Annotated in this window: 11 protein-coding genes; 5 read left to right on the top strand and 6 right to left on the bottom strand. The window is 57.0% G+C overall.

All coding sequences use genetic code 11. The features are described from left to right. Positions 1 to 195 precede the first annotated feature (195 nt). Positions 196 to 3,333, top strand: coding sequence for a beta-galactosidase (locus tag K6R05_RS14620; protein WP_222924457.1), 3,138 nt, complete (start codon positions 196 to 198; stop codon positions 3,331 to 3,333). Here the strand turns inward: K6R05_RS14620 and K6R05_RS14625 are convergent. Then, entirely contained in the window at positions 3,215 to 4,489 is a 1,275-nt protein-coding gene (locus tag K6R05_RS14625; protein ID WP_161736662.1) for a multidrug efflux MFS transporter, read from the bottom strand. The two genes, K6R05_RS14620 and K6R05_RS14625, sit on opposite strands and share 119 nt — an antisense overlap. Positions 4,490 to 4,923: 434 nt before the next feature. Here K6R05_RS14625 and K6R05_RS14630 point away from each other — a divergent pair, with 434 nt between their 5' ends. Then, the gene (locus K6R05_RS14630; protein ID WP_161736663.1) at positions 4,924 to 5,175 is read left to right on the top strand and encodes a biofilm development regulator YmgB/AriR family protein; all 252 of its coding nucleotides are present in this window, start codon (positions 4,924 to 4,926) and stop codon (positions 5,173 to 5,175) included. Between the two features lie 9 nt (positions 5,176 to 5,184). On the opposite strand, the gene K6R05_RS14635 is transcribed toward K6R05_RS14630, so the two are convergent. The 3 genes from K6R05_RS14635 to K6R05_RS14645 all read right to left on the bottom strand — a co-directional run bounded on the left by K6R05_RS14635 (position 5,185) and on the right by K6R05_RS14645 (position 8,833). Beyond that, positions 5,185 to 5,502: a hypothetical protein gene (locus tag K6R05_RS14635; RefSeq protein ID WP_161736664.1), complete on the bottom strand. Its 318-nt coding sequence runs from the start codon at positions 5,500 to 5,502 to the stop codon at positions 5,185 to 5,187. A 155-nt stretch (positions 5,503 to 5,657) separates the two neighbouring features. After that, positions 5,658 to 5,954 carry an I78 family peptidase inhibitor gene (locus tag K6R05_RS14640; RefSeq protein ID WP_013356930.1) on the bottom strand — a complete coding sequence of 99 codons (297 nt, stop codon included), beginning with the start codon at positions 5,952 to 5,954 and terminating at the stop codon, positions 5,658 to 5,660. Positions 5,955 to 6,229: 275 nt separating this feature from the next. Beyond that, positions 6,230 to 8,833: a bifunctional diguanylate cyclase/phosphodiesterase gene (locus tag K6R05_RS14645; RefSeq protein WP_222924459.1), complete on the bottom strand. Its 2,604-nt coding sequence runs from the start codon at positions 8,831 to 8,833 to the stop codon at positions 6,230 to 6,232. 213 nt (positions 8,834 to 9,046) lie between these two features. Between K6R05_RS14645 and K6R05_RS14650 the strand changes: the two genes are divergently transcribed. From K6R05_RS14650 to K6R05_RS14660, 3 genes are all read left to right on the top strand, one after another. Next, positions 9,047 to 9,697 (top strand): CPBP family intramembrane glutamic endopeptidase, encoded by a 651-nt coding sequence (locus K6R05_RS14650; protein WP_161736666.1) that lies wholly within the window; start codon positions 9,047 to 9,049, stop codon positions 9,695 to 9,697. 174 nt (positions 9,698 to 9,871) lie between these two features. After that, positions 9,872 to 10,042, top strand: coding sequence for a hypothetical protein (locus tag K6R05_RS14655; protein WP_003850083.1), 171 nt, complete (start codon positions 9,872 to 9,874; stop codon positions 10,040 to 10,042). Between the two features lie 99 nt (positions 10,043 to 10,141). Beyond that, entirely contained in the window at positions 10,142 to 10,372 is a 231-nt protein-coding gene (locus K6R05_RS14660) for a hypothetical protein (protein WP_161736667.1), read from the top strand. A 115-nt stretch (positions 10,373 to 10,487) separates the two neighbouring features. Here K6R05_RS14660 and yniD read toward each other — a convergent pair whose 3' ends face one another. Next, the gene (gene yniD, locus K6R05_RS22400; protein WP_022625163.1) at positions 10,488 to 10,595 is read right to left on the bottom strand and encodes a small membrane protein YniD; all 108 of its coding nucleotides are present in this window, start codon (positions 10,593 to 10,595) and stop codon (positions 10,488 to 10,490) included. A gap of 121 nt (positions 10,596 to 10,716) precedes the next feature. Further along, positions 10,717 to 11,145 (bottom strand): OsmC family protein, encoded by a 429-nt coding sequence (locus K6R05_RS14665; protein ID WP_161736668.1) that lies wholly within the window; start codon positions 11,143 to 11,145, stop codon positions 10,717 to 10,719. Positions 11,146 to 11,182 lie beyond the last annotated feature (37 nt).

The raw sequence follows: 11,182 nt of genomic DNA on the forward strand, positions 1-11,182 counted from the left end.
GTGAGATTCCTCCGCTTCCGGCTGCTATTCATCTTTGCTGACCAGACTTAACGTTTTACAGTCAGTAAGCCGCCACATTCTCAACAGTGCGGCCTGCTTTCGGGGCAAACTATTTGTGCAAATCGGGATGGCGAACGCTTTACAGCCTGAACAATATTCCGCATTGTGAGCGCATCACATTTACAGGATATAACCATGACTCTCTCACAGGCTGCTTTCAGTGACATCCTCTCCCGGCGCGACTGGGAAAACCCGGTCATAACCTCGCTGCATCGGCTGGATGCGCACCCGCCTTTTGCCAGCTGGCGGGATGAAGCGGCAGCGCGAGATGACACGCCCTCCGCGTCACTAAAGAGTCTGAATGGGGAGTGGGGTTTCAGTTACTTTGTACAGCCTGAGGCGGTCCCGGCCAGCTGGTTACTGCAGGATCTGCCGGATGCCAGCACGATTCCGGTCCCGGCAAACTGGCAGATGCACGGTTTTGATGCGCCCATTTACACTAACGTGCAGTATCCGATTCCGGTTAATCCTCCGCTTGTGCCCAAAGAGAACCCGACCGGATGTTACTCGCTCACATTCAGCACGGACGCTGCCTGGCTCACTTCCGGGCAGACACGCATCATCTTTGACGGTGTCAATTCAGCCTTTCATCTGTGGTGCAACGGAAGCTGGATTGGCTACTCTCAGGACAGCCGCCTGCCCGCCGAATTCGACCTGACGCCTTATCTGCGACCAGGCAAAAACCGGCTGGCGGTGATGGTGCTGCGCTGGAGCGACGGCAGCTATCTGGAAGACCAGGATATGTGGCGGATGAGCGGCATTTTCCGCGATGTCACGTTACTGCATAAGCCGCAGGTGCATCTGGCTGACGTGCAGCTGGAAACCCGGCTCAGCCCGGAGTATTACCGTGCCGCGCTGCGCGCCCAGGTCCGCGTCGCCCTGCCGCCTGATCTCACCTCGCACTATCAGCTGCGCCTGACGCTGTGGCAGGGTGAACAGCCGGTTGCGCAGTGTCAGCAGCCGCTGGGCAGCGCCATTATTGACGAGCGGGGCCACTATCCTGAACGCGCCCTGCTCAGCCTGCCGGTGGAACGGCCTGTACTGTGGAGCGCCGAAATGCCCCATCTCTATCGCGCCACGCTGGCGCTGCTGGATGGGGATCAGCAGCTGGTCGAGGTGGAAGCGTATGATGTCGGCTTCCGTCAGGTCACTATCGATAACGGCTTGCTCTGTCTCAACGGCAAACCGCTGCTAATCCGTGGCACCAACCGCCACGAACACCATCCGGAGCACGGTCAGGCGGTGGATGAGGCGACAATGCGCCGCGACATTGAGCTCATGAAGCAGCACAATTTCAATGCGGTGCGCTGTTCGCACTACCCTAATCATCCGATCTGGTATCGGCTGTGCGACCAGTATGGGCTTTATGTGGTGGATGAAGCGAATATCGAAACCCACGGCATGCAGCCAATGAACCGGCTCTCCGACGATCCCCGCTGGTTCGCTGCCTATAGCGAACGCGTGACGCGTATGGTGCAGCGCGATCGTAATCACTGCAGCATTATTATCTGGTCGCTGGGTAATGAGTCTGGACATGGCACCACGCATGATGCGCTCTACCGCTGGGTGAAAAGCAGCGATCCTACCCGTCCGGTACAGTATGAAGGCGGCGGTGCGGACACCGCCGCGACCGATATCATCTGCCCTATGTATGCCAGGGTCGATGAAGATCAGCCGTTCCCGGCGGTGCCGAAGTGGTCGCTGAAAAAGTGGATCGGTCTGCCGGGCGAAACCCGTCCGCTGATCCTGTGTGAGTACGCGCATGCGATGGGCAACAGCTTTGGCGGTTTCGCGAAATACTGGGAGGCATTCCGTCAGTTTCCGCGTCTGCAGGGCGGCTTCGTCTGGGACTGGGTTGATCAGAGCCTGACCCGTTATGACGATCAGGGCCAGCCATGGCAGGCCTACGGCGGCGATTTTGGCGATAAGCCCAACGATCGCCAGTTCTGTATGAACGGGCTGGTGTTTGCCGATCGCACGCCGCATCCGGCGCTGTATGAGGCGCAGCGCGCCCAGCAGTTCTGGCAGTTTACGCCCGATCCCGGCGACCCGCTGAGCTTTACGGTCAGCAGCGACTACTTATTCCGTCACAGTGACAATGAAGTGCTGCGCTGGCGCATTGAGCAGGAGGGCCAGGTGGTGACGGAAGGTGAAGTCTCACTGGATATCGGCCCGCAGGGTCAGCAGCGGATCACGCTGCCGTCACCGCCCGCGTTACAGGGCGAATGCTGGCTTAACGTTGCGGTTCATCAGATTCACCCGACCCGCTGGAGTGCTGCGGACTGGTGTGTCGCCTGGCATCAGTGGGCGCTGCCTTCGCTGCTGGTGCTGCCCCCGCTGCCGGAAACAGCTGAAGTACCTGTCCTCTATGATGACGCCAGTGAGATTGTCGTCACTCACCAGCAACAGCGCTGGCATTTTTCACGCCACAGCGGTGAACTGACGCAGTGGTTTGTGAATGAGGCACCGACGCTGCTCTCCCCGCTTCAGGACTGCTTTATTCGCGCGCCGCTGGACAACGATATCGGCACCAGCGAAGCAGAGCGGGTGGATCCCAATGCGTGGGTTGAGCGCTGGAAAGCGGCAGGTTATGACCAGATGAGCAGCCAGCTGGTGTCGATAGCCGCGAATGCGTTGCCGCAGGCGATACAGATTGAGACGCTGCATAGCTGGATCGCTAATGACCAGCTCGCCTTTATCAGCCGTAAGCGTTATCTGATCAATGCGCAGGGTGAGTTGCAGTTACAGCTTTCCGTTGTGCAGTCTCGCGGTTTACCACCGCCTGCACGCATCGGATTGCGCTGCGCGCTGGCGCAAATCCCGCAGCAGGTAAGCTGGCTCGGCCTGGGACCGCATGAAAACTATCCCGATCGCCAGCTGGCCGCGCAGTTCTCACGCTGGCAACTGCCGCTGGATCAGCTTTCAACGCCCTACGTTTTCCCCAGCGAGAATGGTCTGCGTGGCGGCACCCGCCAGCTCGACAGCGGCAGCTGGCAGGTCAGCGGCGATTTTGCTTTCTCGCTGAGCCGCTTCAGTCTGGAGCAGTTGCGTGAAGCCTCCCACCGCCACCTTCTGCGTCCGGAAGCGGGCTGCTGGCTGCACCTGGATGCCTTCCATATGGGCGTCGGCGGCGATGACTCCTGGAGCCCCAGCGTCAGTCCTGAGTTTTTGCTGACTCAGCAGCGCTGGCAGGCTGAGCTGACGATTTGTCAGCCGACGCGGGCAGCACAGTCTTCGGACGCCGGTAAAAGCGTTTCAGGAACAGGACATTAATCAGCACTACAACGGCGGTGGCACAAAAGACCCAGCGGAAACCTGCCACCGCCGATACCGCTGCGCCCAGTAATGGGCCAGCAACATTGCCAAGATACATAAACGACTGGTTATAACCGAAGATCCGGCCGGTGATAGTGTCGCGCGAATGACGCACCAGCAGCGTCTGTACCGCAGGCATCATCGCGCCATCGGCGAAGCCCAGCAGAAAACGTAAGATGCCCAGCTGCGTGGCACTGGTGACAAAAGACATGGCGATAAACAGCAGCAGCGAGATAACCATCGTTGCGAGCAGAATACGCTGCGTGCCGATGCGATCGCCGAGTCGCCCCAGACGAGGCGCGGCCAGCAGTGCAGAGACGCCAGGCAGCGCGGCAATGACCCCGCTAAGAAAAGCGATATTCTCAGCGGTGGGTGCCAGTTCCCGCACAAAGAGCGTCAGGATAGGGTTCACCGATCCGTTGCACATCTGGATGACCATGGTGGTGAAAAACAGGCAGAGCATCAGCTTTGGGTTGTCCAGCGAACGAAAAACCTCGCGTCCGCTGAGTTTCTCTTTTTTACTCACCGGGGTGTAACCGGTCTCTTTAATCAGGAACAGCGTCACCATAAAGCTGACCATCAGCAGCGCCGCGGTGACGATAAATACCGTGCGCAAACCGACCCAGTCAGCCAGCAGCCCACCCAGCATCGGCCCCAGAATCACACCGCCAATCTGCCCGGTGGAGACACAGCTCAGCGCCCAGCCGCTACGTTCACGCGGCACCTGAGCCGCCACCAGCGCCATCGCGTTGGGGATATAGCCAGAGGTCAGCCCCATCAGGGCGCGCAGCAGCAGTAACTGCCAGGCTTCGGTGACAAAAGCCTGTAGCAGGATCACCACGCCCATACCAAACGCCGCGCGCAACAGCATCAGTTTACGCCCTTTGCGATCGGCCAGACTGCCCCACAGCGGGGCGACCGCCGCCGAAACCACGAAGGTGATACTGAAGGTGAGCCCCGACCAGAGACTCAGGGACTCGCCTCCGGTGACGCCAAGCTGCTCAAGGTAGAGCGGCAGAAACGGGATAATCTGGCTGATGGCCAGGCCAGTAAAAAAACAGCCAAACCAGACTGAGATCAGGTTTATCTTCCAGGGTTCAATAGTGCGTGGCATGGGCAGATGATTCAAAGAGAGGGAGTGCTTAGTTTAACGCGACGATTCTTAACGTGACCGACATAACATGGCACAAACGGCAAAAGACAGGATTCCTCTTGATTCAGCGCAATTACCCGCGAAAATTTTCTCTGACCAGCGGTTTACAGCGTGAATCCCGTGGCCGATGGCCTGCCCTGGCACCCTCTTCCTCAACCATGCCTCATCAATATGGAAAAATATGTCATTCTGTTACTGACAACGATTCACGCCGCTTCTATGTTTAAAAAATCGCCAGTCGTGGCGATGTGACGATCATTCTGCCTGGCGCGACGTCCTCCGCTAAAAAACGGTCCAGACCATCCGGCTACGCTGAGGCAGTTCAGCTTATGACGTGCATAGATGCCCTTACACCTGCGTAAGGGTCGGGGTAGCGTTTCAGCGGAGGTAGGGAAATGAGAGTGCAAACAAGCAGTGCCAGCCGCGCTATCAGTGACTATTTCAACAGCCCGAACTGGCGAATACCGCCAGAGTCCGATCTGCTGGCGGTTATTCTGCGTGAAATTATGGAGGCGGGAGAACCCGCGACCAGTAAGGCACTGATTGCGCGGGTGATCGACAAACTGGAAGTCGAAGGCGATGAGGCGCAGTTGCAGCGGTATCGCACCCTGCTGGCACAGCTCATCGACACGCATCCGGAGGTGTAAAGCGTCGGTTTACTTCACCCAGCGCAGTTTATCCGCTTCGCTGACGCTGGCCCGTCCGCTGCTGAGCTGAAACAGGCAGAGCTCGCGTCCACGCCTGTTTTTCATATGCTGCTGGGGATAGCGCCCCTCCAGCAACAGTGCGCTGTAACCTGTGTTGTCGTCATACTCAATCGGCTCGCCCAGCACCTTTACTTTACTCAGATGGCTGGCATTAATACACGCCTGTGTCATGATCTGGCGGCTCTTCTGCCAGGCCTCTTCACTGGACGCCTGTGCCAGTGTGCTGCTGAGTAACAACGTGGGCAGCAGTGCCCCTATGCATTTCATCTTCTCCGCTCCTGTTCCGGCCCGAAGGCGCTAAAAAAATTCCCGCCGGGGCGGGAATAAACAAGACGAGCACTATTTATTGTGTGACGAGGAAGTTTCTTAAACGCGCTGCTATCCTCGCCTGCCGTTATGACAAGCCTATGACAGACCGGCCGTCAGCCACAATAAACTGAGCTGATATTGCCATTTTTGTCGGCCAGGAAGTTAAGCCGGTTAAGGTTGAAATCCATGGTGACCGCAGAATTATAGGGGATTGGACGCACCTGCTGTTCAAAGTGTTGACCCTGAAGCACGGTTAACGGTTTGCCGACATAGTTCTGAAACTGAGAGGCACCGCAGCGGTCGGCTTCAGGATCCTGCGGCACACTGGCGGTGTCAGGTTTACTGGCAGACTGACAGGCGGTTAATGCAAACAGACCCACTACCAGCAGCCCTTTTCCATAAAATTTCACGTTTGTTCTCCTGTTGGACGTGTAAAACCTGCCCCAAGAGTAGCAAAGCGTGCCTGCTGACCAGAAGCCGGAAAAGGTAAAGTTGTTACAGTGAGCGCGGATCCGGGTGTCCCACAGACTCTCTTTTTAAGATTAATCGCACTCACTGCCTAAAAAAACCACAGTGAGCCGCTACACTATCTTAAGACTATTCTTACCCCTGTGGAGGTCATGATGGAACTGATTATTTTTGTTGTCTGCGCAATGCTGATGACCGCCGTGGCGGTCAAAGTCCGTTAAACCGGCTCAGCCTGATTCTGCGTTGTTCTTTCCAGAAGCGTACTGAATGCAGCCAGCGGCATCGGCCGACCGAGGAAGTAGCCTTGCCCCTCTTCGCACGAGAGCTGTTTTAGCTGGTTCAGCTGCGCTTCTGTCTCAATTCCCTCCGCCGTGATCGTCAGGGCGAAGGCGCGTGCCAGCGCAATAATGCCCGCCACCACCGATTGCGCCTGCTGCGACTCCGGGAAATCTTTCATCCAGGAGCGATCAATCTTCAGACCGTTAAACGGGAAGGTCTTCAGATAGCCCAGCGCGGCATAGCCGGTGCCAAAATCGTCGACGGTTAACCTTACCCCCAGCGACCGTAAGCCCTGCATTACCTCCAGCGCATGCTGTGGATGTTCAAAGGTGACATTCTCCGTGATCTCCAGCTCCAGCCTTGTCGCTGGCAGACCACTTTTCGCCAGCGCATCTGCCACCCGTTGCACCAGATCGCTGGTGCGAAACTCCATCGGCGAAATATTGACTGACACATAGCGATCGCCACCCCAGCCCAGCGCATCCTGGCAGGCACGCATCAGAACCCAGTCGCTGATAGTGGCGATCAGACCGCTCTCTTCCGCCAGCGGAATAAAGTGGTCTGGCGTAATCCACTGATCCGGGGCAATCTGCCAGCGAATCAGCGCTTCAGCGCCGGCCAGCTGACCGGTCAGCAGCTGATAACGGGGCTGATAGTGCAGACGGAATTCATTAGTAGTCAGTGCTTTCTCAATGCGCCGCGCCATTTCACGCTTATCTTCGCGCTGGCTCGCCATTTCATTGGCGTACCAGACCCACTGATTACGTCCCGCATCGCGTGCTTCATTCAGTGCGATATCTGCCATCTGCAACAGCGCTTCCGGATGGCTGGCATCCTGTGGCGCACAGGCAATGCCCATGCTGATGGTGAGATAGTGGACATGCTGACCGGTGCTGACTGGCTGCTGAACCTCGTGCACCAGCTGAGCACAACGCTGATCGATCCGCTCACGGTTCGTTTCCCGCAACACCAGTACAAATTCATCACCGCTCAGCCGCGCCACCAGCTCCTGCGGGCCGATACAGTGCTTCAGACGCTGCGCTATCTGGCTCAGTACCTCATCGCCCGCCGCATGACCCCAGGTTTCATTAATTGGCCGGAACTGATCGAGATCGAGGGTAATCAGCGTCAGCGGCGCAGCGCCATCAGGCAGCGCAAGGTGCAGCGTCAGAAACTCCAGCAGCTGCACGCGGTTCGACAGACCGGTTAAAACGTCGTGACGCGACAGAAACTGAATGCGTGCCTCTGCTTCCATGCCCTGGGTGATGTCCGATACCGTGCCGCGAAATCCGATACGTCGCGCATCATGCCAGATGGTTTTCGCCACCAGTTGACCGATGCGGCGGTGACCCTGTGCGGACATAAACTGACAGCGCAGCGGCATCTGTTGCTCTTCCGCCTCCTGCCGCAGCAGCCAGGCGACCAGTGAATGGCTGGGATGGGTCAGCAGGTGATCGATGTGACGTCCCAGCCAGTGTGTGATGTCGTGGCCGGTAAGGGTATGAAAGCGCGCGGACAGATAGATCAGGCGACCCTCTTCATCCGTTTCCCAGATCCAGTCTGACGCCGCCTCAGCGAGATCGCGAAACCGCGCTTCACTGTTGGCAAGCTCCTGCTGACTGATTGCCAGCATGGCAAAGCGGCGGTCAGAGAGAATCGCATTGGAGAGCGCATGGCGGCTGACGCGATGAGTAATGATGCCGATGATGATCGCCGTCAGCAGCAGCAGTGGCAGCAGCAACCCGATCAGGCCCATGCCCGGCATTTTTGACGTCCAGCGCAGCACAATCGGCTCGCCGCCTGGCAACGGTAGTACCATTCGCGGTTCATGCAGGGCATCCTCTTCACTGGCGGGCAGACGCAGTTCGCGTATATCCAGCGTCGCGCCCAGCGCCTGTAATTTGGCGGGTGTAAACAGATTCACGAACACCATGATTGATGCAGGCCCGGCCATGGGCGGCACGTTCGGCAGTTTACCGCTGCTGATAGGTGCGGCCACCACAATCGCGGGCAGATGGTTGATCAGCGCATTGCGGGTCATCGCTTTATTATTGAGCTGACGCGCTGCCGCAATTAGCGTCCGTGTCTCATGACCCAGCCAGGCTTCCAGTGGCGTATCCGCCATCTGCCCATTAATCACGCTGTAGGTGGTGTGACCTTTGCTGTCGACCACGAACACGCCTTCATAGTGATACTCTTCGTAAAGACCCGGTCCGAAGTTCTCTTCGTCAAACGCCCAGACTTTGTTCACCCTGACATGGAGATTGCGCCAGGCTTCTCCCCAGAAGGCATAATCCCGGATATCGGTGACCATCGCCTCCTGACGATTTTGCCACGTCTGCTGCATCAGCATGCGGTCATGCTCAACCGATGCGCTGTTCTGACGCTGTGCAATCATCAGTACCATCAGCATCGAGAGCACCAGCACACCAGACAGCAGCAGCGAAAGCGTACGCAGGCTGCGCCGCGTAAAGCGGACAGTGCGATCTTCAGCGGCATGTCTGAATGGTGGCGACGGCGGCGCCGGAGGGTTAAAAGTCATTAAGAGTGCTCACTACACAGCCAGGGATTAAGATCACAGGCCTGCAATACAACATGCGTTGCTGGCCAGATTAGTTTCATCAGTTATCGGCCCGGGCGCTCCGGTGTTTAGTCTGCGGCTAACATTTTGCGCTTAAATAATGTGTAACAGGCTCACTCGACAGCGATCGGGTGCATTGCTACTATGCGCTTACCTTCGCTGGCTGAGTCGCCTATGAACACCAATTCCGACAGAGTGACCCTGACGCTGTTCTACGTCGGCAGCTTTGTGGTCTATTACCTGGTTACCATGCTGATCACGCTGTTCCCTAATTACAGCGTGCTGCGTAATGACGGCCTGCTGGTGCCCGTACTCTGCCTGTTTGAATTTGCTGTTATCTACCCGCTTTATCGCTTTTACTGCCAGCGTCGTACTGATTTGCCGCTGGGTGAGCTTTACACGCTGCAAACCCTGCTGTTTACCGGCGCGCTGTTTTTGTTGATGGCAGCACAGATGCAGTTCATGCAGCCGGAAGGCTGGCTGGTGATGCAGGCCCAGCAGGGACGCAATTCGCTGTTGATCCTGCTGCTGACCGCCGTACTGCTGGCGCCGGTGTTTGAAGAGGTGCTGTTCCGCGGTTTCCTGTTACAGGGTTTTCTGCTGTGGGCGCCGCGCAGCCGTTTCGCCTGCATGCTGCTGACCTCACTGCTGTTTGCGGTGATGCATACACAGTATGTGCACTGGCAGACCCTTATCGCTCTGACGCTGTTTTCGCTGCTGCTCTGCTATGCGCGGCTGCGGAGTAACAGTCTGGCGCTGCCCATCTTCCTGCACACCCTGAATAACCTGATTGCGCTGCTGCCCGCCTGGTATTTTGCTGGCTGACTCCCTGCCAGCGTCCTCGTCTTACCCAGCCCTCATCCTGCCGCAGGCCGCTGCCTGGCAGCGTCATAGCTCACACTGACAATGCCGCCCCGTCACGTTTGTCTATACTGGATGTTAAAAAGGGATAAAAAGCACCATAGTCCGGACCACCAGACCGTGTAAAGGAGAGGATCTATGTTGATAGGATTTGTGTTGTTAGTGAGCGCGTGTGGCTACGATGCCTGCGAAGCGCTGCCGGTCTCGGAGCGCATCTATCCGACGAAGGTGGACTGTGAAACGATGGCAAACCGTATTCATAAAGTCAGACCGAATGTGGTACTGCTTTGTGGTGAGGTCCATCGCTGATTCAGGACCAGATTCAATAAAGCAGGGCTGCAACATTGCAAGCTGGCGCTTTAACGTACAAAATATAAGCTGTTGTTAACCTTTACCGTAGTGAATCCCATGAAAACATCACGCCCCCGTCGTCCTGGTGGACGCTGGGTTTACTATCTTTTGTATGATGGCATTCTGTGGCCCTGCCCCGTCCGATGGGAGTGGGAGAGCAGCTATGGCGGCTGGTTGCCATTTTACTACACGCCAACCTTTGAGTTTTTGGTGGGTGATCCGCGTAAGGCTTATCGTATTGCGCGCAGCGATGTGCGGACTAAACGGCGCGAGGATGCTTTTGTCTGAGGGCGATTATCGCCACGGCAGCCATGAGGCTGTGAGCAGAAAATGAACCGCTTCCAGTACGATAATTACCATCACTAAGATGCCCAGCGAGTGGCGACTCATCCACTTCATCGGCTCAGGCCCAGATCATCGCAGCCCAGCGGATCAGCAGCAGCGCGCCGCAAATGCACAGCAGAACCAACACCATCTTCCAGTACTTTTTGGCCGCCCGGTATCTTGTCACCTCGGTTTCCCCTCTGTCAGAAAGCGAAGATGCGCCAGAAGGCGCATCTGTTCCGGTCAGCAACAGGACCGGGAGGCATAGCATAACGTCGGGGCCACCAAAAGGCGACCCGTTGCCGGCATCAATTGTTCAGGGTGTAATCCAGCGTAATTTCCGCGTTCAGTACCTGAGAAACCGGGCAGCCCGCTTTGGCTTTGTTGATGATTTCGTCGAAGGCCGACTCATCAATGCCAGGCAGAGAAATCGTGCTGGTCAGCGCCACTTTAGTGATGGCAAAGCCGTCGCCTTTTTTATCCAGTGACACGTCAGCCGTGGTATCAATGCTTTCCGGCGTATGACCTGCATTGCCCAGCATCAGCGACAGTGCCATAGAGAAACAGGCCGCATGCGCTGCACCAATCAGCTCTTCCGGGTTGGTGCCTTTGCCGCCTTCAAAACGGGTATTAAAGCCATAAGGCTGCTGGCTCAGCACGCCGCTCTCGGTGCTAACGGTGCCTTTGCCTTTGATATTGCCTTCCCAGTGCGCCGAACCTTTCTTATGAATAGTCATGTCATTCCTCCTGTGGGTAAAGAAGCTAAGTATAGAC

It is taken from the genome of Pantoea alfalfae, from assembly GCF_019880205.1.
Classification (GTDB): Bacteria; Pseudomonadota; Gammaproteobacteria; order Enterobacterales; family Enterobacteriaceae; genus Pantoea; species Pantoea alfalfae.

Bases quoted from the DNA above. Each gene is read 5' to 3' on its own strand.
- K6R05_RS14655 (WP_003850083.1), top strand. From the start codon at position 9,872: ATGTTGATAGGATTTGTGTTGTTAGTGAGCGCGTGTGGCTACGATGCC.
- K6R05_RS14650 (WP_161736666.1), top strand. From the start codon at position 9,047: ATGAACACCAATTCCGACAGAGTGACCCTGACGCTGTTCTACGTCGGC.
- K6R05_RS14660 (WP_161736667.1), top strand. From the start codon at position 10,142: ATGAAAACATCACGCCCCCGTCGTCCTGGTGGACGCTGGGTTTACTAT.
- K6R05_RS14625 (WP_161736662.1), bottom strand. From the start codon at position 4,489: ATGCCACGCACTATTGAACCCTGGAAGATAAACCTGATCTCAGTCTGG.
- K6R05_RS14630 (WP_161736663.1), top strand. From the start codon at position 4,924: ATGAGAGTGCAAACAAGCAGTGCCAGCCGCGCTATCAGTGACTATTTC.
- K6R05_RS14645 (WP_222924459.1), bottom strand. From the start codon at position 8,833: ATGACTTTTAACCCTCCGGCGCCGCCGTCGCCACCATTCAGACATGCC.
- K6R05_RS14620 (WP_222924457.1), top strand. From the start codon at position 196: ATGACTCTCTCACAGGCTGCTTTCAGTGACATCCTCTCCCGGCGCGAC.
- K6R05_RS14665 (WP_161736668.1), bottom strand. From the start codon at position 11,145: ATGACTATTCATAAGAAAGGTTCGGCGCACTGGGAAGGCAATATCAAA.
- K6R05_RS14635 (WP_161736664.1), bottom strand. From the start codon at position 5,502: ATGAAATGCATAGGGGCACTGCTGCCCACGTTGTTACTCAGCAGCACA.